Origin of the sequence: Actinacidiphila oryziradicis, from assembly GCF_005047355.1 — a bacterium.
Lineage (GTDB): Bacteria > Actinomycetota > Actinomycetes > Streptomycetales > Streptomycetaceae > Actinacidiphila > Actinacidiphila oryziradicis.
Window position 1 is genome coordinate 106,188 of sequence record NZ_SUMC01000017.1, and the last position, 21,792, is coordinate 127,979.

General features: G+C 70.3%; 21 protein-coding genes and 1 pseudogene. 13 read left to right on the forward strand and 9 right to left on the reverse strand.

What is annotated here, in order from left to right:
• Positions 1 to 102 precede the first annotated feature (102 nt).
• From FCI23_RS19315 to FCI23_RS19325, 3 genes are read left to right on the forward strand one after another with little or no spacing between them, the layout of a single operon-like run.
• Positions 103 to 1,323: a 5-(carboxyamino)imidazole ribonucleotide synthase gene (locus tag FCI23_RS19315; protein ID WP_169316852.1), complete on the forward strand. Its 1,221-nt coding sequence runs from the start codon at positions 103 to 105 to the stop codon at positions 1,321 to 1,323.
• Positions 1,320 to 1,862, forward strand: a complete 543-nt coding sequence (purE, locus tag FCI23_RS19320; RefSeq protein WP_136725152.1) for a 5-(carboxyamino)imidazole ribonucleotide mutase — start codon at positions 1,320 to 1,322, stop codon at positions 1,860 to 1,862. Before FCI23_RS19315 ends, purE begins: the two co-directional genes overlap by 4 nt.
• 24 nt (positions 1,863 to 1,886) lie before the next feature.
• On the forward strand, positions 1,887 to 3,077 hold the full coding sequence (locus FCI23_RS19325) for a dipeptidase (protein WP_136725153.1): 1,191 nt from the start codon (positions 1,887 to 1,889) through the stop codon (positions 3,075 to 3,077).
• A gap of 148 nt (positions 3,078 to 3,225) precedes the next feature.
• On the opposite strand, the gene FCI23_RS19330 is transcribed toward FCI23_RS19325, so the two are convergent.
• Positions 3,226 to 4,572, reverse strand: coding sequence for a UDP-glucose dehydrogenase family protein (locus tag FCI23_RS19330; protein WP_136725154.1), 1,347 nt, complete (start codon positions 4,570 to 4,572; stop codon positions 3,226 to 3,228).
• Between the two features lie 189 nt (positions 4,573 to 4,761).
• On the opposite strand from FCI23_RS19330, the gene FCI23_RS19335 reads away from it, so the two are divergent.
• The gene (locus tag FCI23_RS19335; RefSeq protein WP_246143834.1) at positions 4,762 to 5,868 is read left to right on the forward strand and encodes an LCP family protein; all 1,107 of its coding nucleotides are present in this window, start codon (positions 4,762 to 4,764) and stop codon (positions 5,866 to 5,868) included.
• Positions 5,869 to 6,032: 164 nt separating this feature from the next.
• Positions 6,033 to 7,232 (forward strand): LCP family protein, encoded by a 1,200-nt coding sequence (locus FCI23_RS19340; RefSeq protein ID WP_136725156.1) that lies wholly within the window; start codon positions 6,033 to 6,035, stop codon positions 7,230 to 7,232.
• 59 nt (positions 7,233 to 7,291) lie between these two features.
• Here the strand turns inward: FCI23_RS19340 and FCI23_RS56480 are convergent, their stop codons facing one another.
• A complete protein-coding gene (locus FCI23_RS56480) occupies positions 7,292 to 7,456 on the reverse strand; it encodes a hypothetical protein (RefSeq protein ID WP_169316853.1) in 165 nt (54 codons plus the stop codon).
• Positions 7,453 to 8,538, reverse strand: a complete 1,086-nt coding sequence (locus FCI23_RS19345) for a hypothetical protein (protein ID WP_136725157.1) — start codon at positions 8,536 to 8,538, stop codon at positions 7,453 to 7,455. The genes FCI23_RS56480 and FCI23_RS19345 overlap by 4 nt, the downstream gene beginning before the upstream one ends.
• 293 nt (positions 8,539 to 8,831) lie before the next feature.
• On the opposite strand from FCI23_RS19345, the gene FCI23_RS19350 reads away from it, so the two are divergent.
• The 5 genes from FCI23_RS19350 to FCI23_RS19370 are packed head-to-tail and all read left to right on the forward strand — an operon-like array spanning position 8,832 to position 13,218.
• Positions 8,832 to 10,625 carry a sensor histidine kinase gene (locus tag FCI23_RS19350; RefSeq protein ID WP_136725158.1) on the forward strand — a complete coding sequence of 598 codons (1,794 nt, stop codon included), beginning with the start codon at positions 8,832 to 8,834 and terminating at the stop codon, positions 10,623 to 10,625.
• Complete coding sequence (locus FCI23_RS19355) at positions 10,622 to 11,032, forward strand: roadblock/LC7 domain-containing protein (RefSeq protein WP_136725159.1); 411 nt, start codon at positions 10,622 to 10,624, stop codon at positions 11,030 to 11,032. Before FCI23_RS19350 ends, FCI23_RS19355 begins: the two co-directional genes overlap by 4 nt.
• The gene (locus FCI23_RS19360) at positions 11,029 to 11,385 is read left to right on the forward strand and encodes a DUF742 domain-containing protein (protein ID WP_136725160.1); all 357 of its coding nucleotides are present in this window, start codon (positions 11,029 to 11,031) and stop codon (positions 11,383 to 11,385) included. Before FCI23_RS19355 ends, FCI23_RS19360 begins: the two co-directional genes overlap by 4 nt.
• Positions 11,366 to 11,974 carry a GTP-binding protein gene (locus FCI23_RS19365; RefSeq protein WP_136725161.1) on the forward strand — a complete coding sequence of 203 codons (609 nt, stop codon included), beginning with the start codon at positions 11,366 to 11,368 and terminating at the stop codon, positions 11,972 to 11,974. The genes FCI23_RS19360 and FCI23_RS19365 overlap by 20 nt, the downstream gene beginning before the upstream one ends.
• On the forward strand, positions 11,971 to 13,218 hold the full coding sequence (locus FCI23_RS19370; RefSeq protein ID WP_136725162.1) for a cytochrome P450: 1,248 nt from the start codon (positions 11,971 to 11,973) through the stop codon (positions 13,216 to 13,218). Before FCI23_RS19365 ends, FCI23_RS19370 begins: the two co-directional genes overlap by 4 nt.
• A gap of 54 nt (positions 13,219 to 13,272) precedes the next feature.
• Here the strand turns inward: FCI23_RS19370 and FCI23_RS19375 are convergent, their stop codons facing one another.
• The 3 genes and pseudogenes from FCI23_RS19375 to FCI23_RS19385 all read right to left on the reverse strand — a co-directional run.
• Complete coding sequence (locus FCI23_RS19375; RefSeq protein WP_211265402.1) at positions 13,273 to 13,536, reverse strand: DUF1876 domain-containing protein; 264 nt, start codon at positions 13,534 to 13,536, stop codon at positions 13,273 to 13,275.
• Positions 13,537 to 13,797: 261 nt separating this feature from the next.
• Positions 13,798 to 14,064, reverse strand: a complete 267-nt coding sequence (locus tag FCI23_RS19380; protein WP_136725164.1) for a GlsB/YeaQ/YmgE family stress response membrane protein — start codon at positions 14,062 to 14,064, stop codon at positions 13,798 to 13,800.
• 112 nt (positions 14,065 to 14,176) lie between these two features.
• Positions 14,177 to 14,422, reverse strand: a pseudogene (locus tag FCI23_RS19385) (substrate-binding domain-containing protein); the annotation flags it as partial.
• A 41-nt stretch (positions 14,423 to 14,463) separates the two neighbouring features.
• Here FCI23_RS19385 and FCI23_RS19390 point away from each other — a divergent pair.
• Positions 14,464 to 14,730 (forward strand): Gfo/Idh/MocA family oxidoreductase, encoded by a 267-nt coding sequence (locus tag FCI23_RS19390; RefSeq protein WP_407645995.1) that lies wholly within the window; start codon positions 14,464 to 14,466, stop codon positions 14,728 to 14,730.
• Entirely contained in the window at positions 14,727 to 15,500 is a 774-nt protein-coding gene (locus tag FCI23_RS19395) for a sulfite exporter TauE/SafE family protein (protein ID WP_136725165.1), read from the forward strand. Before FCI23_RS19390 ends, FCI23_RS19395 begins: the two co-directional genes overlap by 4 nt.
• Positions 15,501 to 15,531: 31 nt before the next feature.
• Here the strand turns inward: FCI23_RS19395 and FCI23_RS19400 are convergent, their stop codons facing one another.
• Entirely contained in the window at positions 15,532 to 16,950 is a 1,419-nt protein-coding gene (locus FCI23_RS19400) for an LCP family protein (RefSeq protein WP_136725166.1), read from the reverse strand.
• Positions 16,951 to 17,041: 91 nt separating this feature from the next.
• Here FCI23_RS19400 and FCI23_RS19405 point away from each other — a divergent pair, with 91 nt between their 5' ends.
• The gene (locus tag FCI23_RS19405; protein WP_265737756.1) at positions 17,042 to 18,091 is read left to right on the forward strand and encodes a glycosyltransferase family 2 protein; all 1,050 of its coding nucleotides are present in this window, start codon (positions 17,042 to 17,044) and stop codon (positions 18,089 to 18,091) included.
• A gap of 59 nt (positions 18,092 to 18,150) precedes the next feature.
• Here FCI23_RS19405 and FCI23_RS19410 read toward each other — a convergent pair whose 3' ends face one another.
• Complete coding sequence (locus tag FCI23_RS19410) at positions 18,151 to 19,809, reverse strand: LCP family protein (RefSeq protein WP_136725168.1); 1,659 nt, start codon at positions 19,807 to 19,809, stop codon at positions 18,151 to 18,153.
• Positions 19,810 to 19,937: 128 nt separating this feature from the next.
• Positions 19,938 to 21,653, reverse strand: a complete 1,716-nt coding sequence (locus FCI23_RS19415) for an LCP family protein (protein ID WP_136725169.1) — start codon at positions 21,651 to 21,653, stop codon at positions 19,938 to 19,940.
• Between the last annotated feature and the right edge of the window lie 139 nt (positions 21,654 to 21,792).

Below are 21,792 nucleotides of genomic sequence, written 5' to 3' on the forward strand. Positions count from 1 at the left end.
TTGGCCTTGTCTGTCCGGCGGATGTTGGAGGCCTTCATGCTAGCCGGGGCCTCTGGTACCCGCCGTTCGAGGGGTGAACCGTGCGCAGATATCCTTAAGACTGTGACATTCCCGGTAGTCGGCATCATCGGTGGCGGCCAGCTCGCCCGTATGACGCACGAAGCGGGCATCCCGCTCGGCGTCAGGTTCAAGCTTCTCAGCGACACCCCGCAGGATTCCGCGGCGCAGGTCGTGGGCGACGTCGTGATCGGCGACTACCGCGACCTGGAGACGCTGCGTGCGTTCGCCCGCGGCTGTGACGTCATCACCTTTGACCACGAGCATGTGCCGACCGCGCATCTGCTCGCCCTGGAGGCGGACGGCGTCGCCGTCCGCCCGGGGCCCGCCGCCCTGGTGCACGCCCAGGACAAGGGCGTGATGCGGGCCAGGCTCGACGAGATCGGCGTCCCCTGCCCCCGGCACCGGATCGTCGCCGACCCGGCAGATGTCGTCCGCTTCGCGGAGGAGGGGATGCAGGGTGGGGTGGTGGGAGCAGGCAGCGGGGTGGTGGGAGCAGGCAGCGGGGTGGTGGGAGCAGGCAGCGGTTTTCCCGTCGTCCTGAAGACCGTGCGCGGCGGCTACGACGGCAAGGGGGTTTGGATCGTAGGCAGCGCAGAAGAGGCGGGTGACGCGTTCCGGGCCGGCGTGCCGGTGCTGGCGGAGGAGAAGGTCGACTTCGTACGGGAGCTGGCGGCCAATGTCGTACGGTCCCCGCACGGGCAGGCCGTCGCGTATCCCGTCGTGGAATCGATCCAGGTCAACGGCGTATGCGACACGGTGATCGCTCCCGCGCCGGGGCTGGACGGCGAGTCGGCCGCCCTGGCCCAGCGGCTCGCCCTGACCATAGCCAAGGAGCTCGGCGTCGTCGGCCACCTCGCCGTGGAGCTCTTCGAGACCCGCAATGACGACGGGACCACCGGCCTTCTCGTCAACGAACTCGCCATGCGCCCGCACAACAGCGGCCACTGGACCCAGGACGGCGCCATCACGTCCCAGTTCGCCAACCATCTGCGGGCCGTCCTCGATCTGCCGCTCGGCGACCCGCGTCCGCGCGCCAAGTGGACTGTCATGGCCAATGTGCTCGGCGGCGACTACCCCAACATGTACGGGGCGTTTCTGCACTGCATGGCCCGCGACCCCCAGCTGAAGATCCATATGTACGGCAAGGATGTGAAGCCCGGCCGCAAGGTCGGCCACGTCAACACCTACGGCGACGATCTGTCCGAGGTGCGCGCACGTGCCCGGCACGCCGCCGACTACCTGCGAGGAACGATCGACGAATGAGTCTCTCCCCCGACTCCCCTGCCTCCCCCGCGGTCGGCATCGTGATGGGTTCCGACTCCGACTGGCCGGTCATGGAGGCCGCCGCCCGGGCCCTCGACGAGTTCGAGGTGCCCTACGAGGTCGATGTCGTGTCCGCCCACCGCATGCCGCGCGAAATGGTCGCGTACGGCGAGCAGGCCGCCGGCCGCGGCCTCAAGGTCATCATCGCGGGCGCCGGCGGCGCCGCCCACCTGCCGGGCATGCTGGCCTCCGTCACCCCGCTGCCGGTCATCGGTGTGCCGGTGCCGCTGAAGTACCTCGACGGCATGGACTCGCTGCTGTCCATCGTCCAGATGCCGGCCGGTGTGCCGGTCGCCGCGGTGTCCGTCGCCGGCGCCCGCAACGCCGGGCTGCTCGCCGTCCGTATCCTCGCCGCCCACGACACGGAACTCCTCGCCCGCATGCGGCACTTCCAGGACGACCTGAATCAGCAGGCCATCGACAAGGGCAAGCGTCTGCGTGCCAAGGTGGACGGCACCGGCTTCGGCTTCGCCAAGTAAGCGCCCGACAACTTACGGAGACCCATGACCAGGGATCTGCTCGCCCACGCCCGGGATCTGCTCGCCGCCCATCCCGTCGTGGACGGCCACAACGACCTTCCGTGGGCGCTGCGCCAGCAGGTCCGCTACGACCTCGACCAGCGCGACATCGCCACTGACCAGTCCGCGCACCTCCACACCGACATCCCCCGGCTCCGGGCGGGCGGTGTCGGCGCGCAGTTCTGGTCCGTCTATGTGCGCTCCGACTTCGCCGGTGACAATGCCGTCACTGCCGTCCTGGAGCAGATCGACGTCGTCCTGCGGCTCGTCGACCGCTACCCGGCCGACCTGCGGCTCGCCGTCACCGCCGACGACATGGAGGCGGCCCGCGCCGAAGGCCGGGTCGCCTCCCTCATGGGCGCCGAGGGCGGCCACAGCATCAACAACTCCCTGGCCGTACTGCGGGCGCTGCATGCCCTCGGCGTGCGCTACATGACGCTCACCCACAACGACAACCTCGACTGGGCGGACTCCGCGACCGACGTCCCCAAGGCCGGCGGGCTCACCGCCTTCGGCGAGGAGGTCGTCCGTGAGATGAACCGCACCGGCGTGCTTGTCGACCTCTCCCATGTCGCCCCCGACACCATGCGTGACGCCCTCCGGGTCACCGAGGCACCGGTTGTCTTCTCGCACTCCTCCTCCCGGGCCGTCTGCGACCACGTACGCAACATCCCTGATGACGTCCTGGAGCTGTTGCCCGGCAACGCCGGCGTCGCCATGGCCACCTTCGTCCCGCAGTTCGTCCTCCCCGCAGCCGCCGAGTGGATGGTCGGCGCCAACGAGAACATGCGGGCGAACGGCTTCCACGCGCTGGACCACACCCCTGCCGGGATGAAGATCCAGCACGCCTACGAGGCCGAGCACCCCCGGCCCGTCGCCACCGCGGCCACCGTCGCCGACCACCTCGACCACATGCGCGACGTCGCCGGCATCGACCACATCGGCATTGGCGGCGACTTCGACGGGGTCCCCTTCACCCCCTCCGGCCTCGACGATGTCTCCGGCTACCCCAACCTCATCGCCGAGCTGCTGCGCCGCCGCTGGTCCGACGCCGACCTCGCCAAGCTGACCTGGCACAACGCCGTCCGCGTGCTCCGCGACGCGGAGTCAGTGGCGGTGGAGCTCCAGGGCCGGCGCGGCCCGTCCAACGCCACGATCGACGAGCTGGACGCGTAGCGGCGTTCCCGCCGCGCGGGTGCGGCGTCGCTGCCGCCTGCGGCCGCGGTCATCGGTTCGTACTCCGGTGCCGTCCGCACGTCCGCACGTCCGCACCTGGCCAGGCCGCAGCTGCCGCTGGGTCTACTGCGACCGCGGCCGGAGGCGGCTACGCGTTCGGGCGGCCCATCGCCCGGAACGTCCACCCCGTCTTGCGCCAGAGCACCGGATCCAGCGCATTGCGCCCGTCGATGACATGACGCCGGGTGGCGACCGCGCCGAGTTCCGCGGGGTCAAGCTCGCGGAACTCCCGCCATTCGGTGAGGTGCAGGACGATGTCCGCGCCGCGTACCGCGTCCAGGGCGCTGTCCGCGTACCCGAGCGTCGGGAAGAGCTTGCGGGCGTTGTCCATCCCCTTGGGGTCGTAGACGGTCACCTGGCCGCCCTGGAGATGGATCTGCCCGGCGACGTTCAGTGCTGGGGAGTCCCGTACGTCGTCGGAGTCGGGTTTGAAGGTCGCGCCCAGCACCGCGATCCGTTTCCCCAGGAAGGACCCGGCGCCGCCGACGGCTTCCCGGGCCAGCTCCACCATGTGGCCGCGCCGCCGCATGTTGATGGAGTCGACCTCGCGGAGGAAGGTCAGCGCTTGGTCGACCCCCAGCTCACCGGCGCGGGCCATGAAGGCGCGGATGTCCTTGGGCAGACAGCCGCCGCCGAAGCCGATGCCGGCCCGGAGGAATCGGTGGCCGATCCGCTCGTCGTGGCCGATGGCCTCGGCGAGCTTCACGACATCGCCGCCGGCGGCCTCGCTGACCTCCGCCATGGCGTTGATGAAGGAGATCTTGGTCGCCAGGAAGGCATTGGCAGCGGTCTTGACCAGCTCGGCCGTCGGATAGTCGGTGACGACGAAAGGCGTGCCTTCTGCGACGGGCGTGGAGTAAACCTCCCGCAGCAGCCTTTCCGCGTTCTCCGACGCCACCCCGGCCACGATCCGGTCCGGGTGCAGGGTGTCCTTGACGGCGAAGCCCTCGCGGAGGAATTCCGGGTTCCACGCCAGCTCCGCCGCGGCCCCGGCCGGGGCCAGCTCGGCGAGCCGCGCGGCGAGCCGGGCGGCGCTGCCCACCGGGACGGTGGACTTGCCGACAACGAGCGCGGGCCGTGTCAGGTGCGGGGCGAGCAGGTCGAAGGCGCTGTCGACGTAACTCATGTCGCACGCGTATTCGCCGTGCTTCTGCGGGGTGTTGACGCATACGAAGTGGACGTCGCCGAACTCGGCGACCTCCGCCCACGAGGTGGTGAACCGCAGCCGCCCGCTGGAGCCGGGCAGCCCGGCCACATGCCTGCCGAGCAGTTCCTCCAGCCCGGGCTCGTACATGGGGATCCGGCCGGCGGCCAGCGTCTTGATCTTCGCGGGGTCGATGTCCAGCCCCAGCACCTCGAAGCCCAGCTCGGCCATGGCCGCGGCGTGGGTCGCGCCGAGATAGCCGGTGCCGATCACGGTGAGCCTGAGTGCCATGCGAGGTCCCTCCCGGGGGTGGCCGATTTCGTGGCTGAGCATAACCGCGGAGAGCGGTGGCAGGCCCGTCGCCACCGCCCGGCCTCTTGGGACCTCTTGCGCAAACCGTGGGCACGGGGGTGTCCCATCCCTCACAATGCGCCCTGAAGCACGTGTGGGGAACACGTGAAGATCGTGGGGGTGGGGGCTGTGGCACAGGTGGATCCGGCCGGCAGAAGCGGCGCCGAAGAGGTTGAGCGGGCAGAACCGGCGGAAGAAGCTGAGGCGGCGGAGGGGACCGGTGCCGCGAACGCCACCGGTGAGCCGTCGGCGGCCCCGGAGGACACGCCGCGCCGCAGGCGTACCCGCACCCGGCGGGTGCTGCTCGGGGCGCTGGTGTTGCTGCTGACCGGGATCCTGGCGATCGCCGGCACCGGCTGGTGGGCGGTGGAACACTACACCGGCAAGGTGGACCGGATCCCGAACGCGTTCCCGACCAATGTGCCGGAGAGCGAGCAGCCGAAGGCCGGCAAGGGAGGAGAAACGTTCCTCCTCGTTGGCGTCGACGCCCGCTCCGATCTGCCGACGACCGGCAAGAACGCCAAGGCCCCCGAGTGGAAGCGCGGCGCCCAGCGCAGCGACACCATGATGCTGGTGCACCTCCCGGCCGACCACAAGCACGCGTACGTCATATCGCTGCCCCGGGACAGCTGGGTGCCGATCCCCGGCAACGGCAAGGCCAAGCTGAACGCCGCCTTCTCCTGGGGCGGCCCGCCGCTCCTCATCGACACCGTCCAGCGCCTCACCGACGTCAAGGTCGACCACCTCGCCGTCATCGACTGGAGCGGCTTCCGGACCCTGACCGACGCCGTCGGCGGCGTCGACCTCGGCGGAAAGCACATGGACGGCGCCCAGGCGCTCAGTTACGTACGGGAGCGCTACAGTCTGCCGCGCGGCGACCTGGACCGTACCCACCGCCAGCAGGCCTTCCTGCGGGCCGTGCTGGCCAAGACGCTCACCGCGGGCAGCTTCTCCAACCCGCTCAAGGCGAAGAAGCTCCTCGACAACGTCACCAGCGCGGTCAGCGTCGACGACCGGCTCTCCGACGGTGACCTGCGCGACCTCATGTGGTCGGTGAAGGGCGTCCGGACTGGGGACATGGTCTTCATGAACGCGCCCGTCGCCGGCTTCGACATGATCAAGGGCCAGTCGGTCGTCCTCCTGGACCCCAACGGCACCTCCCAGCTCTGGGAGGCGATCCGGAACGACACCATGGCCGATTACGTGGCGACCCATTCGCTCGACCGGTTGTCGTGAACCTCCCATACGCGTAACAGCACGGGGCGTGGCATTCGTCTCCTGCGGCACGAGCGCCTCCCCGGAGGGGCCGTAACGCCCGCCACCTGTGACGTATGCATCAGAACTGCTTCAGAACGGCTACAGGAACCCCTGCCGGCGCGCGGAGCGGGCAGACTGCCTGCATGAACGCATGGTCCGACGGATGGTCCGACAACGCGAACTCCCCGCAGCAGCGGCAGCGCACCAGCGAGCCCCCGCTGCCGCCCGAGATGTCGCCGCGCCGCGCTGCTGCGAGCGGCGCGGGCGCCCTGCCCCGCCAGCAGGGGCGCGCGAGCGGCAGCCCCGGCTATCCCGGCGGCAACGGCCCGAGCGGGCCGCGCCGACCAGGGGTGCCGGGCAGCCGGGCCCGTAAAGTCAAGATCACGCTGCTGGCCCTGGTCGTGGCGCTGCTCGCGGTCTCGATAGGCACATACTTCTGGGCCGACGGCAAGGTGCGCCGTGAGGTGGACCTCAACAAGGTCGCCAACCGCCCGGCGCCGGGCAACGGCACGAACTACCTGATCGTCGGCTCGGACAGCCGCGAGGGCCTGACCAAGGCGCAGGAGCAGGCCCTGCACACCGGCGCGGCGGCGGGCAAGCGCACCGACTCGATGATGGTCCTGCACGTGGGCGGCAACGGGAACACCATGCTGAGCCTGCCGCGCGACTCGTACGTGACCATACCGGCGTTCACCGGCAGCACCGGCAAGAAGTACCCGGCCACCACCCACAAGCTGAACACCGCCTACGCGTGGGGCGGCGCCGAGCTGCTCACCCAGACCGTTGAGTACAACACCGGCCTGCACATCGACCACTACGCCGAGATCGGCTTCAACGGCTTCGTGAACCTGGTGGACGCGCTCGGCGGCGTGAACATGTGCCTCGACAAGGCGATCAAGGACAAGGCCTCCGGCGCGGACTTCAAGGCGGGCTGCCAGACGCTGAACGGCAAGCAGTCACTCGCCTTCGTACGCGAGCGGCACCAGGAGGCCACCCAGGACCTGGGCCGGATGCAGAACCAGCAGAAGTTCCTGTCCGCGCTGGCCCACCAGGCGGCTTCGCCGACCACCATCCTCAACCCGTTCACGCTCTACCCGGTGATCGGTTCCGGTCTTGACACCCTCATCGTCGACAAGGACATGTCCCTGTGGAACATCACCTCGATGTTCTGGGCCATGAAGGGCGTCACCAGCGGCGGCGGCAAGTCCATGACGGTGCCGATCTCCACCGCGAACCTGCAGACGCCGAGCGACGGTGTCGCGGTGAAGTGGGACATGACCAAGGCCAAGCAGCTCTTCTCCGAGCTCAAGAACGACGACAAGGTAACCGTCACCTCGAACTGACCGGGGCAGGTGAAGGGGCAGCGGCGCGGGGCGGGCGGCGGGACTGTGGGGAGTCTCCCTCAGGCCCGCCGCCGCAGCCGGTGCTGCAGAGCCGCCAGCCGCCGCTGCGCACGGAGCGACTCGACGTCCGGCGTGATATCCGCCGCCTCCTTGGCCAGCGCCGCCGCCCGGTCGGTGGCACCGAGCTCGAACGCGGTCTCCGCGGCCCAGATCAGGTAGGTCACGCGGTCCCGGGCGCGCCCGGGAGGGTGCAGGACGAGGGCACGGCGGAGCAGGGCGTCGGCGGTGTCGTACCGGCGCAGCAGGGCGTAGCAGGCGGCGGATTGCGCGGCGTATTCGGCCTCGTCGAAGTACTCGGCCCAGGGGGGCGCGGGCCGGTCGTCCGCGAGGGACATGGCGGACGCGGCGGCGGAGAGCAGGGACTCGCATTCCACGGCCCGGCCGAGCGCGGCGTGGGCGCGGGCCTGGCGCAGGGCGAGCATGGCGGTGACCCGGGGGGCCCGCCCAGGGCGCCGGTGCGGGCGGTGCGGGCGAGGGCGAGGGCTTCGGCGGGGCGGTCGGCGTCGAGGTACTGCAGGCTCAGGGACTTGAGGATGTTGGCGCCGAGAGCGCGGTCGCCGGCCGCGTGGGCGGCGGAGAGACCGGTCAGTAAGTACCGTTCGGCGGCGGCCTGGTAGCAGGTGTCCAGGGAGGCCCAGCCAGCCATCCGGGCCAGTTCGGCGGCGACGGCGAAGAGCCGGCGGCCAGTTGGGCCGGAGCCAGCACCGGCGCCGGGACCGGAGCTTCGCGCGATCAGGTCCGAGACCAGCTGTAACTCCGCGTCGACGACCGTACGGACCCGGCCTCCGCCCAGGGCCCGCGCCATCCGCCGCAGCGCCGGAAGCCGCTGCTCGAGCCCCTCCACGACCCCGGCCTCCACCTCCCCGCCGCTGTCGGGCGCGCCCGTGTCCGTGAACCAGGTGTCAGCGGCCGGGGAAAGCGCGAGCCACTCCTCCGCCACGGCCACCGCGGAGCCCTCCCCCGAGACGAGGAAGCCGCGCTGGTCCAGCAGCGCCGCGCCCGCCGTGGCACCGAGCGCGGCGACGCAGCCCTCCCGGGTCCAGGGGGAGCGCAGTTCGTCGCGTTCGCCGGCCGGGAGCCAGGCGGGCCAGGGCAGGACATCCAATGTGTCGTGCGGGACGCCGAGTTCGTCGGCGAGGGCCTCCTGGGTCTCGCGGTCGGGGACGACGCCGCGGTGCTCCCAGCGCCAGGCCTTTTCGCGGCGGGCGGACATATTGCCGACCCGGCGGGCGACGGCGTCGACCAAGTCCTGATAAGTCCAGCCGCGCTCTGCTCGTACGTAGCTGAGCGGGTGTGCGAGGGGTAGGCGACTGGGTAAGGGACTTCCTGCCATGGTGACCCCCGTCTTAGGCATTCAGCTCCGGGCACCTTAGCGCTCGTAAATCACCAGAGTGAAGGATTGCCGACATTCAGGAAGCTACAAAGAAGCTACGAAGACGGGGTAGTTGACGCCTGGGTGGCCATGATGACGTTGATCTATTTACATCCGTGCCCCCGCTGACCGCCCCAGCCGCTCCCTCCCCCACGAGGATTTCAACCATGCCCACACGCACACCCAGCCGCCACCGGGCGGCCGACAGGCCGCCGCTGGGGCGCACGTTCGCCACGCTGCTGGCCGCGGTCGTCGTCACCGGAAGCGCGGGGCTGTGGGCGGTCGTCTACGTGGCCCCCGAGCGCCGCCGTACGCAGGCGATCTGGGCGGCCGGGACGATCGCCTTCGTCATAACCGCCGCCGTCACCCTGGCTGTGTACGGACTCCATGCCGCACGCCACTACCGCGACCGCGTCGAGCTGTCCCGTGAGGACGCCGATCGGCTCGCCGACGAGGCACTGCCCGCCCTCGTCGGTCGGTTGCGCGACGGCGCGTCCGTCGAGACCGCCCTCGCCTCCGTGCGGACGCCCGACAATATTACCCATGTGCGCATCCTGAAGACGCTCGCCCAGGAGGTCGGCCGCGGTGAACGCATGCGCGCCGCCGCGATGTCCGCGTGCGCGAATGCCGCCGGACGGGTCCAGGCGCTGGCCACCAGCATGCTCGCCGACCTCCGGGAGATGGAACACCGGCACGACGAGGCGGTCCTCGGCGACCTCCTGCTCCTCGACCACCGCACCGCGCAGGCGGGCAGGCTCGCCGACTCCATCGCCGTACTGACCGGAGCCCGCTCCGGCCGCCGCTGGACGAAGCCCATCATCATGGAGTCCATTCTTCGCGGCGCGATGGGCCGCATCGGCGCGTACCAGCGGGTGCGGCTGCACTCCACGAGCTCCGTCGCCGTCGCCGGACACGCCGCCGAGGGTGTCATGCACGCGCTGGCCGAGCTGATGGACAACGCGACGAGCTTCTCGCCGCCCACCGCCGAAGTCCATGTGTACGTCGAGGAGGTCTACACCGGGGTCGTCATCACGATCGAGGACGGCGGCCTGGTGATGAGCGACGTCGCACTCGAACGCGCCCAGAAGGCCGTCTCGACCGCGCCGCTGGATCTCACCAGCCTCTCCGGTACGAGGCTCGGCCTCGCCGTCGTCGGCTGCCTGGCCCGCAAACACGGGCTGACGATCTCCTTCCGGCCCTCCTCGCGGGGCGGCACGGGGGTCGTGATGATGATCCCGCAGGAGCTGATCACACAGTCCCGCGAGCCGTCCCGGGCCCCTGGCGGCGCCGTCGCCGAAACGCAGCCCGGGGGTCAGCGGCCGGCGCCGGAGGAGCCCCGGGTCCCCGCCCAGGGCAGCCGGCGCCCCGTGCCCGCCCCCGCCCCGGCGCCCGCCCCCGCCCCGGCGCCCGCCCCTGCTCCGGCCCCCGTAGCTCCCGCACCCCCCGTCCAGGCTCGCCGCATCGATCCCCGCAGCGCCCCTGACCCCGACCGTCACCGCGACCGCGACCGCGACAGCGTCGAACACAACTACAGCGGAGCCGAGTTCGGCGAGAGCGGCCTGCCCAAGCGCCGCCGCGGCCAGACCCTCGCCGCCGCGCCGGACCCGGCCGCACCGGAGTCCGACGGGCAGCGCCCCGCCCAGCAGCCCGCACGCTCGCCCGGGGACAGCGGTGAGCGCTTCCTCGCCTTCCGCCGCACCGTCCAGGGCACCGCCGCCCCCACCACCGCCCCCGGCAGCGGTGCGCCGCGCTTCCCGGAAGGCTTCGGCACCGTCGGCGGCGTCGACCCGTGGGCCGACAACACACACGACACGACCGGCCGGAACACCGGCACCGGCTACGACACCGCTACCGGCGCACACGCTCTCTCCCCGACCCGCCCGGAGGGCTTCGGCACCAGTGGGGCTGTCGTCCCCTGGTCGGACGACCACCACGGCACGAGTGAAAGCGACAGTGAATGAACCTCACGGACCACAGCCTCGACTGGATGCTGGAGAGTTTGTTGCAGCGGACGCCGGGCACCCGGCACGCCCTGGTGCTTTCCAGCGATGGACTCAAGCTCTGCCACACCATCGGCCTCGGCCTGGACCAGGCCGACCAGCTCGCGGCGATCGCCGCGGGCATCCAGAGCCTGGCGCACGGGGCGTCCGTGGAGTTCGGGGACGGGACCGGCGGAGTACGGCAGGCGATGACGGAGTTCTACGGCGGCATCCTCTTCATCGTCGAGGCGGGCTCCGGCGCACATCTCGCGCTGATCGCGGCGGAGGACGCCGACCCGGGGGTGGTGGGCCACAACATGAACGAGTTGGTCGAACAAATCGGCGACTACCTCAGCGCCCCGCCGCGGCGCGCCCCGGGAACCGTATGAACCGCAGGGCCCCGGACGACGGACCGGAACGGCTGTACACCCTGACCGGAGGACGCAGCCGGGCCGGCCGACGCGCCTTCGACCTGGTCACCCTGGTGGTCAGTGAGTGCAATCCGGTGCCCGGCATGCAGTCGGAGCACGCCGCGATCCTGCGGATGTGCCGGCATCCGGTGGCGGTCGTGGAGATCGCCGCCGACCTGGGACTACCGGTCAGCATCGTGAAGATCCTGCTGTGCGACCTGCTCGACGCGGGCCGGATCACAGCCCGCCATCCGCGCCCCGCCCCCGTGAAGGCGGGGCTGCCCGACACCGAACTCCTGAAGCAGGTACTCGTTGGACTCCACAAGCTCTGACATGGCCGCCCGCCCTCCGCTGGAGAGCACCGCGGACAACGGACTGAAGATAGTGATCGTGGGAGGCTTCGGGGTCGGCAAGACCACGCTGGTCCAGTCGGTGAGCGACATCCGCCCGCTCAGCACGGAGGAGATGATGACCCGGGCGGGCGAGGGCATCGACGACACCGACGCCGTACGCCGCAAATCCGCCACCACCGTGGCGTTCGACTTCGGGCGGATCAGTGTGGACGAGCACACGGTGCTCTACCTCTTCGGCGCCCCCGGGCAGGAACGTTTCTGGTTCCTGTGGGACCGCCTCTTCGCGGGCACCCTCGGCGCGGTGGTGCTGGTCGACACCCGGCGGCTGGCCGACTCCTGGTACGCCATCGACCGCCTTGAGCAGCACGGCCTGCCGTTCATCGTGGCCCGGAACGTCTTCGACGGCCCCGCCCACACCACGGAGCAGGTCCGCGAGGCGCTGGATCTGCCCGCCGGGATACCGCTGGTCGACTGCGACGCCCGGTCACGGTCCTCCAGCAAGGCGGTGCTGATCACCCTCGTCCGGCACATCCATGCCCTGTCCGCCGCCCAGGAGGCCCGACTGTGACAAAACGGCCCCAGGGTGGCTGCCCGGTCCACCAGCTGGGCGGGGCGCGGTTCCAGCAGAACCCGGCCGAGCTCTACCGGGACATGCGGCGGCAGCACGGCGGTATCGCCCCGGTGCTCCTGGAGGGCGGCGTGCCCGCCTGGCTGGTGATCGGCTACCGGGAGCTGCACCAGGTCACCAGCAACCCGGCGCTCTTCGCCCGCGACTCACGCCGCTGGAACGCCTGGGGCCGGATCCCGCAGGACTGGCCGCTGCTCCCGATGATCGGCTACGAGCAGCCGTCGGTGCTCTACACCGAGGGTCCCGAACACCAGCGCCGGGCCGGCGTCATCAGCGACGCCCTCGGCGGGGTCGACACCTACGAACTGCGTGACCACTGCGAGCAGTTCGCCGACGGCCTCATCGACTCCTTCTGCGGAACCCGCCGGGCCGACCTGATCGCTGATTACGCCCACCCGCTGCCGCTGCTGGTCCTCGTCCGGATCTTCGGCATACCCGACGCCGAGGGCCCCGCTCTCGTACAGGCCATCAACGCCATGATGGACGGCGGCGAGGACGCCCTCCGGGCGCAGGAGCACCTTCACACCTCGATGCGGCAGCTGCTCGCCGCCAAGCGCCGCCGCCCGGGACCGGACATCACCTCCCGCATGGTGCACCACGTCGCCGGCTACACGGACGAGGAGATCACCCAGGACCTGATGGTGCTGATGGCGGCCGGCCACCAGCCCACCGCCGGCTGGATGGGAAACACCCTGCGGCTGATGCTCACCGACGACCGCTTCGCCGCCTCCCTGTCCGGCGGCCGCCGCAGTATCGGCCAGGCGATGAACGAGGTGCTGTGGGAGGACACCCCCACCCAGAACTTCGCCGGCCGCTTCGCCACCCGCGACATCCAGATCGGCGGCGCCCGTATCCAGACCGGCGACCTGCTGGTACTCGGCCTCGCCGCCGCCAACGCCGACCCCCAGGTCCGCCCCGACGCCCGGTCCCTGGCGGAGGGCAACAACGCCTACCTCTCCTTCAGCCACGGCGACCACCGCTGCCCCTACCCGGCGCAGGAGATCGCCGAGTCCATCGCCAGCGCCGGCGTGGAGGTGCTGCTCGACCGGCTCCCCGATGTCCGCCTCGCGGTGCCCGACGACGCCCTGGTCTGGCGCCGCTCCGCGTGGCTGCGCGGACTGTCCGCCCTGCCGGTCGAATTCACCCCCACCCCTGTTGTGGGAAGGGGCGCGGGCTCGCGCTGAGCCATCCCGTGCGCCGGCCGGCCCAGGGCCAGGGTCTGTCGTCCGGAGCCGCCGTCAGCCGATCAGATGCGTCGGCATGTTCGTGTGCGCCTCGATGACGCTGGCCGCCTGCTCCAGCAATTCGTGCGAGAGATTGGAGCAGGCCCGCGAGGCCGCTATCGACTCACCGATCTGCGGGTCCGGCTCGTCGGCCGGTGCCCGCCGCGAATAGCCGTGGCCCTTGAGCTGTGGTGCGCCCTGGCCGCCCAGCGACGCGGTGCAGGCGGTGTGGTTGCCGTCCTCCTCGAAGACCAGCTCTATGTTCCAGTTGTTCCGCATGATGGATCACCTCTTGAGGTATCGCGATCCCCGTCTCCAGGATCCGCCCGCCTCCGGCTACCCGGCAAGGGCACTCACTCCCCGGGCTCAGAGGCCGCGCGAATAGGTGCGGCGGCGTCGCGTGCCGAGCTGTGACATCAGCCGACTCCGTCGGCGGGGGCGCCTGGATGTGTTGTCGTCGGTGTCGGTCGACGACTCTCCCCCGGACTCCGTCCGGGAGGTGCCCCCACCTTCCTCCGCCCCGCCTATTCGCGCGGCCTCTTACCGCCGGGAGTCCCCGAACAGGATCCGGTAGATGATCAGCAGTACCAGCGCCCCGCCGATCGCCGCGCCCCATGTCGGCAGATCGTAGAAATTCTTCGTGATCGGCCGGTCCAGCACCTTAGCCGACAGCCAGCCGCCCACCACCGCTCCCGCGATCCCGATGAGCGTCGTCCCCACGAGGCCGCCCGGGTCCTTCCCGGGAAGCAGTATCTTCGCGATCGCTCCGGCGATCAGTCCCAGCACGATCCAGCCGATGATGGTCATGTCGTCTCCCTGCCCTCGTACGGTCCCGTCATGCTGACACCGGAACCTGGGTAATCCGGGTTCTGGTACAGGCCGGTAGTGGAGCTGTGACGGGACAGTTGCGATGCCGGGCCTAGGGCCTGTCCGGCGGATCTGCGTGGGGCGCCGCCGTGGAACCGCGGATCTCCAGGGTGGGGTTGACCAGTTGGACCCCTCCCGGGCGGCCCGGCTGTTCCATGCGGTCGAGGAGGCATTGCGCGGCGCGGCGGCCGACCTCGTAACTGGCATTGTCCACGGTGTTGAGCCAGAGATGGCGGATGCGGGAGAGGTAGGTGTTGTCGTAGCCCACCAGGGACAGGTCGCGCGGGACTTCGAGGCCGCCTGGAGGTCTGCGGGTCAGCCGGCGCCCGCTTCGTCGGCCTGGACGACCGGGCCGCCATGCCCTCGGCCGAGGCCGGGGAGCGCCTGTCCTGGCAGCGCTCCACCACCCCGTACGCCAACTTCCTGGAGCGGTTCCACGACGCCTACGCCGCCGAACTGAGCGCCTTCGTCGAGGTCGCCGCCGGGCGGGCGGACAGCCCGTGCACCCCTGCCGAGGCCCTGGAGGCCCTCTACATCGCCGAAGCCTGCGAGCGGTCCCGCCGGACCGGCGCACCGGTCGACGTCGCCGCAGTCCGCACGCGGTGAGCGGGCTCAGCGCCCTGGACATCACGCTCCTGGCGGTGGCGGCCCTGCTGGTCGGCTTCTCCAAGACGGCGATCGGCGGAGTCAGTTCCATCAGCATCGCCCTGTTCGCCGCCGTACTGCCCGCACGTGAGTCCACCGGGGCGCTGCTGCCCCTGCTCCTGGTCGGCGATGTCGTGGCCGTCCGTGCCTACCGGCGGCACGCGGACTGGCCGACGCTGATCCGGCTGTTCCCGTCCGTCGCCGTGGGAGTGCTGGTCGGCGCGGTGTTCGTCGCCTATGTCGACGACACCGTGATGCGGCGCACGATCGGCGCTCTGCTGCTGACGATCGTCGCGTACCACCTCTGGCAGCGCCGCAATCGCAAGGACCAGAAGGACCAGAAGGACCAGAAGGGCGAGAGCGCGGAGCCGTGGCGCAACCGCCATGCGGCGGCACTTGTCTTCGGCCTGCTCGCCGGGTTCACGACGATGGTGGCCAACGCCGGGGGCCCGGCCATGTCCCTCTATCTGCTGTCCTCCGGCTACACCAAGCTCGGGTTCCTCGGCACGTATGCCTGGTTCTTCCTGATCGTCAACGCCTTCAAGCTCCCCTTCAGCGCGGCCCTCGGTCTGCTGACGCCCCAGTCGCTCGTCCAGGACGCTGTCCTCGCTGTCGCCGTCCTCATCGGGGCGTTCATCGGCCGGGCCTGCGTCCACCGGCTGGACCAGAAGGTCTTCGAGCGGCTCGTCATCCTTTTCACGGCCCTCTCCAGCCTCAACCTGCTGCGGTGACCGGATCCGGGGCAGGACGGAAAGCCGGGCCCTACGGGCAGACGAAGTGGTCGCCGGTGACGGTGGCCGGCAGCGGCTGCCCGGCTCGCACCGGGGTGACGCGCCGGTAGTCCGCGCCCAGGGCGACGCGCATGACGGGACCCTGCCCCGGGACGGGCCTGAGCTCGGCGCCGGCCAGAGCTTCGGCGAGGGACCGTGCGGAGCGGTCCCAGCGGGGGTCGTAGCTGATGACGGTGCGCTTCACGCCGCCGGCGGTGGCGCTGTCGGGGGCGCGGGTGGTGTCGAAGCCGGTGGCGCGGAGCGCCTGTTCGGCCTCGGTGCCGAGGCCGGGAGTGGCGGTGCCGTTGACGACCTGGACGCGGATCGTTGAGGGCGGGATCTCGACCTCTTTGTACGGGTGCCGGGAGGCAGGGCGGCGGACGGCGAGGGGCTGGTCCTGGCGCAGCGCGGCCCAGAGCTTCGCGGCCTTGGCGTTGTCCCATCTGAGGGTCGAGCCGACGCCTTTCACCTCGTATTCCATCTCCAGGATCGGCACAGAGGTGAACTCGGACGACCCGGGCCCGAAGCCGCGTAGACCCCGCGCCAGGGCGATCAGATCGGTGGTCCCGAGGTCCTGGTCGGCGCGTACCGAGCCGAGGACGGCGGAGGCGACCCGGCCGAGCTTGACGGGGTTGGCCAGCATCCCGCCGTCGGCGACCCGGGCGACGACCTGGGCGAGGAAGCGCTGCTGGCGGTGCATACGGCTGAGGTCGGAGGCGCCGTCGAGGTGGCGGGACCGTACGTACTGCAGCGCCTCGCCGCCGTTCAGGGTGGTGGTTCCGGCGGGCAGGTCGAGGCCGGTGTAGGAGTCCTTCAGCGGGTGGGTGGTGCAGACCTGGACGCCGCCGAGCACATCCACCGTCTTCATGAAGGAGGTGAAGTCGACCTCCAGGTAGTGGTCGATGTGGACACCGGTCATCCTCTCGACCGTACGGACGGTGAGCTTGGGCCCGCCCACCGCGTACGCCGCGTTGATCTTCGCCGGCCGGGGCAGCTCCGCGTACGAGTCGCGCGGGATGCCGACGATGCTGGCCCGGGTCCGGTCCTGGGAGAGGTGCACCAGCATGATGGTGTCGGTGCAGTGACAGGGGGTGCCGCCCAGGTGGTACCGCTTCTTGTCGGCGGGGTTCAGTCCGGCCCGCTCGTCCGTGCCGACCAGCAGGAAATTGGTGCCCCGGGTCGGGCCGGGGCGGTTCTCGATGCCGCTGAAGGCGTCGACCCGGCTGATGCTGTCGTTCACTCCGGTGACGGCGATGTGGGCGATCCCGCCGGCGGTGAGGATGGCCAGCGACAGCGCGCCGACGAGGCGGGTGCTCCTGCGCGGGGGATGGGCGGATCCGGGGCGGACAAGGCCGATACGACCACGGACGGTGCGGCTGCGGCGGGGGAGCCTATGACGGGCAGGTGCCATGGGGCCCACGCTAGGAGTCGTACGGTCGTACGGACCGACGCCACCCGGCTGTGCGCGCTCGTATCATCCGTTCGCGGTAACGTGTGGCGCTGTGAACGCCGCTCCCGCCTCTTCCTCCCGCCATGTGCTTCCCGCAGTCTCCGTGATCATGCCGGTGCTGAACGAGGAACGCCACCTTCGCAACTCCGTCCGCCACATCCTGGAGCAGGACTACGCGGGCGAGCTGGAGGTTGTGATCGCCCTCGGCCCCTCCACGGACCGGACCGACCGGATCGCGGCGGAGCTCGTCAGTGAGGACATCCGGGTGCACACCGTCCCCAACCCCACCGGCCGCACTCCCGCCGCCCTGAATGCCGCCATCAAGGCGTCCCGGCACCCGGTGGTGGTCCGCGTGGACGGCCACGGCATGCTCTCCCCGGACTACATCGCCACCGCCGTACGGCTGCTCGACGAGACCGGCGCCGTCAATGTCGGCGGCCTTATGCACGCCGAGGGCGAGAACGACTGGGAGCGGGCCGTCGCCGCCGCGATGACCTCGAAGATCGGCGTCGGCAACGCCGCCTTTCACACCGGCGGCGCCCCGGCCCCCGCCGACACCGTCTACCTCGGGGTCTTCCGCCGTGAGGTGCTGGAGCAGCAGGGCGGCTACAACGAGGAGTTCATCCGTGCCCAGGACTGGGAGCTGAACTACCGCATCCGCGAGGCCGGCGGCCTCATCTGGTTCTCCCCCGAGCTGAAGGTCTCCTACCGGCCCCGGCCCAGCGTCCGAGCGCTCGCCAAGCAGTACAAGGACTACGGCCGCTGGCGCCGTGTCGTCATCCGCTACCACCAGGGGTCCGTGAACCTGCGTTATCTGGCCGCTCCGGTCGCATTGCTCGCCATCGCGGCGGGTGTGGTGGTGGGCGTGGTGGTCAGCCCGTTCGGCTTTGTGGTCCCCGGCGGGTACCTGGCCGCGATAGCGCTCGGTTCGCTGCCGGCGGGGAAGGGGCTGGGCGTGAAGGCCCGGCTCCGGGTCCCCGTCGCGCTGGCGACCATGCACATGTCGTGGGGCTGGGGCTTTCTGACCAGCCCGCGCGCGCTCGCCCGCAAGGTGATCGCCAGCCGCCGCCCGGCGGTGTCGGTGTCCTCCAGCGCCGGGTAGGTCCCGGAGAGCGGGGCGCGGGGCGGGGAAAGACCCGCGCCCCGCGCTTCACCCCACCGCTACCAGACGTAGCTCGGGTTCACCTTCATGCAGGCGTTCTTGTCGGACGCGTTCAGCGCCGCCGAGCTGTCCAGCACCGCTTTGGTGTCCGCGCTGGTGGACTTCGGGTACTTCGTGCCCGTCGTCCAGTCGGAGCCGACCACGAGCGTGATCTGCGAGACGGCCATGGACTTCTTCACCGCGTTGGTCGGCAGGTTCAGCGACTTGGCGACGGCCTGGGCGTTGGCCTTGAGACTGTCGGTGGGGTAGCTGATCGTCGTACCGGACTGGGACTTCGCGGTGGGGTCCGAGGCGGCCTTGGTGTAGCCGAGGGTGCTGAGCTCCGTGGCGATCGCCGAGGCGCGGCCGGAGACGGCGGCTGCGCTGGCCGTTCGGGTGCCGTTCTGGACGGTGACGGCGATGTCGGCCTTGGCGGCCGCGGTGGCGGTGGGGGAAGCGCTCGCGCTCGCGGTGGTCTTCTTCTTCGTGGTGCTCGTGAGGGAGGTGTCGTTCCGTACAAGGGTGAAGAGCTGGGTGGCGGCGCTGGTCGGCACGACGTGGGCGGCGGGGTCCTGCGGGTCGGCGCCCCACGGCATGGTGGTCATGGTGATGTGGTTGGTCGGGACCTTCTGCAGGTCGCTGGCCAGGCTGACGAGCTTGTCGACGCTGCCGAGGCCCTTGTCGACGGTGAGCGCCTTGGTGGCGGAGTCTGCGAGGTTCAGCAGCTTGCTGGGGTCGGTGAGCTTCGCGCCGGACTTGAGCTGGCGGACCATCGAGGTCATGTACATGTGCTGGGCATGGGTGCGGCCGATGTCGCTGCCGTCCTCGAAACCGTGCCGGGTGCGGAGCCACTGGAGGGCCTGCTGGCCCTGGATGGTGTGCTTGCCCTTGGTGAGCCTGAGGCCGGACTGCTTGTCGTAGACGTTGTTGTTGACGCAGACCGGGACACCGCCGACCGCGTCGGCCATCGACACGACACCGGCGAAGTCGATCATCATGAAATGGTCGATGGAGATGCCGGTCAGCTTTTCCCAGGTGGCGACCGTGCACCCGGGACCGCCGTGCTGGAGGCTGGTGTTGATCGTCCCCGTCGTCGTCGCGGGATATACGGTGCCGTTGTCGCCCGTGCACTTGGGGATGTCGACGCGGGTGTCGCGGGGGACGCTGACCACCGTCATGTTGCTGCGGTCGGCGGATACGTGCACCAGCATCTCGACATCGGCGAGCGGCGCCCGGGTGGCATCGGCCTTGGCCCCGCCGAGCTTCTGGTTCGCCGCCGAGGCCCTGCTGTCGGAGCCGAGGAGCAGGATATTGAGGGGGGTCTGGCCGGCCGCGTTCGCCTTGCTCTTCGCGGCCGTGCTGCTGCCCAGGTTGAGAGTGTCCTTCTTGAGATTGCCGTTGAGGTGCTGGATGTACGCCCAGCCCGCCCCGGCCGTCACGAGTATGAGCAGCGAGGCCGTTATCGCAACGTAGCGGAATACCTTCCGCTTGCCTTTCTTACGGCGCCGGCTGGCCGCCCGTCCGGAGTTCCCGCCCCGGTGTCCGCTGCCCGAGGAGCCCGGCTGCCGGGGCACCGATGGCGTACCGTCATCGTCCCTGTACAGAGCGTCGGACCCACCAGGGTCGCCGACATCCGTGGGGTTATCCACTCCGCCCTGCCGGACGCTGCCGTGGCGCATCGGTCCTCCCATAATGCGGGTCCACTACGGTCACCGGCCGCGAGGCAGCGCCGCTGATCCTGGGTGATTCTCAGCTACATGACTGTCAAAGTGCTGTGCGGATCCGCGCGGGCGCGGATTGATGGGGGTCACCATACATAAGGCTTGTAGACGTCCATGCATGCGTTCTTGTCGGATCCGTTAATTGCCCGCGCGCTGGAGGGAACCGAACCGGCACTTGGGAGGGTTTTGCTGTAGTCCGTACCAGCCCGCCAGTCCGCTCCGACCAGCAGCGTAATGGACGAGACCTGGACCGATTTCTTCACGACATTCTTAGGAAGCTTAAGAATCGCGGCGACCGCGAGGGCATCGGCCTTGCCCTGGCCGCCGTCCTTGGCAGGATAACTGAGGACGGTGCCCGCGCTCGGCTGCTGGGTGGGGCTGGCCGCGGCCTTGCTGAATCCGGCATCTGCGAGCGTCTTGGCGAGGGCACCGGCCCGGCCGCTCACCGGAATGCCGCTGCCCCCGGCGGTGCCGTTGATCACGGAGACGGGGATGGTGGCGGCGGGAGCGGCGGACGGGCCTGGGGGGGCAGCGCTCGACGTGGGCGTGGCACCGGACGTGCCGCCGGTGGCTGTCTTCGCCTTGCCGTTGGCGTCGAAGGGGATGTCGTTGCGGATCATCGACCAGATCCTGGCTGCGTCGGCTCCCTTCGGCACGAGATGGTTGAGGTTCTGCTGGTCCTGGACGACCGGCATGGTGGTCATGGTGATGCGATTGCTCGGGACGCTCTTGAGCTGCATGGCGAGGTCGCCGAGCTTTCGCACCGTACCGATCTCCTCGGACACGTCGAGGGCGCTGGTGGCGGTCTCGGCGAGCCCCAGCAGGCGTCCGGTGTCGGTGAACACGTATCGCGACTTCAGCTGGCGGATCATCGAGTTCAGGTACATGTGCTGCGCCTGCGCCCGGCCGAGGTCGTCGAAGAAGGCATGCCGGGTGCGCAGCCACTGCAGGGCGGTCCTGCCGTATACCTTCTGCTTGCCGGCCTTGATCTTCAGGCCCGAGCCGCCGGGGACGCCCGGCAACGGGCGGTCCCAGACGGGCTGCTTGACGCACACCTCGACGCCGCCGACCGCGTCGGCCATCTGCACCACGCCCGCGAAGTCGATCATCATCCAGTGGTCGATGTAGACGCCGGTGAGGTTCTGCCAGGTGTCCAGGGTGCAGCCCGGTCCGCCGCGGCCCAGCGTCTCGTTGATGATGGAGTTGGTGGTCGCCGCGTACTTCTGGTGCGTCTTGGGATCCTCGCACTCGGGGATGTGCACCCGGGTGTCGCGCGGGATGCTGACCACCGACATATTGCGGCGGTCGGCGGAGAGATGCACCAGCATCTGTACGTCGGCCAGCGGCTTGGCCCCCACGCTCTGCTTGCTGCCGCCGAGCTTCAGGTCGGCCGCCGAGTTCCGGCTGTCCGAGCCGATGAGCAGGATGTTGATCGGCGTCTGGCCTTTGGAGTCGGCCTTGGGCTTCGCGACATCGCTGCCGCCGCTGCTCCGTTTGCCCTTGCCGAGGTTTCCGTTGAGGTGCTGGTAGTACGCCCAGCCGGCCCCCGCCGTGCCGAGTATCGTCAGCGAGACGGTGATCGCCGCCCAGCGGAGTATCCGTCTCCTACGGCTCCTGGGCGCGCGCTCGCCGGCTCGCCGGAGGCTCGCCCCGTCCTGCCCGTCGGCCTGCTGGGGCAGTGTGTGTCTCCCGGCGGCCGCCCGGTCGTTGTACAGGCTGTCGTCCCAGCCGTGATCGTCCGGTCCCGCCGGTGAGCCGGCGGCCTCCCCCGTCCCGTTCTGCCGCGTGACTCCGTCCCGCATCGTGCCCTCCCCAGACGGGCCCGTACGGGCACGCCGACGCCCGCCGCGCCAAGTGGCACGGCCGTTAAGACGGCTCCACGAGCCGTGCGTTCCACTTCGTCGCTGAGCTGTTTCTTCCTTTGTTGCGGCGCTGTTTCCC

What these genes read in the sequence shown, in the direction of transcription:
- purE (WP_136725152.1), top strand. Translation starts at nt 1,320, where the DNA reads ATGAGTCTCTCCCCCGACTCCCCTGCCTCCCCCGCGGTCGGCATCGTG.
- FCI23_RS19325 (WP_136725153.1), top strand. Translation starts at nt 1,887, where the DNA reads ATGACCAGGGATCTGCTCGCCCACGCCCGGGATCTGCTCGCCGCCCAT.
- FCI23_RS19330 (WP_136725154.1), bottom strand. Translation starts at nt 4,572, where the DNA reads ATGGCACTCAGGCTCACCGTGATCGGCACCGGCTATCTCGGCGCGACC.
- FCI23_RS19340 (WP_136725156.1), top strand. Translation starts at nt 6,033, where the DNA reads ATGAACGCATGGTCCGACGGATGGTCCGACAACGCGAACTCCCCGCAG.
- FCI23_RS19350 (WP_136725158.1), top strand. Translation starts at nt 8,832, where the DNA reads ATGCCCACACGCACACCCAGCCGCCACCGGGCGGCCGACAGGCCGCCG.
- FCI23_RS19355 (WP_136725159.1), top strand. Translation starts at nt 10,622, where the DNA reads ATGAACCTCACGGACCACAGCCTCGACTGGATGCTGGAGAGTTTGTTG.
- FCI23_RS19360 (WP_136725160.1), top strand. Translation starts at nt 11,029, where the DNA reads ATGAACCGCAGGGCCCCGGACGACGGACCGGAACGGCTGTACACCCTG.
- FCI23_RS19375 (WP_211265402.1), bottom strand. Translation starts at nt 13,536, where the DNA reads ATGCGGAACAACTGGAACATAGAGCTGGTCTTCGAGGAGGACGGCAAC.
- FCI23_RS19380 (WP_136725164.1), bottom strand. Translation starts at nt 14,064, where the DNA reads ATGACCATCATCGGCTGGATCGTGCTGGGACTGATCGCCGGAGCGATC.
- FCI23_RS19400 (WP_136725166.1), bottom strand. Translation starts at nt 16,950, where the DNA reads ATGGCACCTGCCCGTCATAGGCTCCCCCGCCGCAGCCGCACCGTCCGT.
- FCI23_RS19410 (WP_136725168.1), bottom strand. Translation starts at nt 19,809, where the DNA reads ATGCGCCACGGCAGCGTCCGGCAGGGCGGAGTGGATAACCCCACGGAT.
- FCI23_RS19415 (WP_136725169.1), bottom strand. Translation starts at nt 21,653, where the DNA reads ATGCGGGACGGAGTCACGCGGCAGAACGGGACGGGGGAGGCCGCCGGC.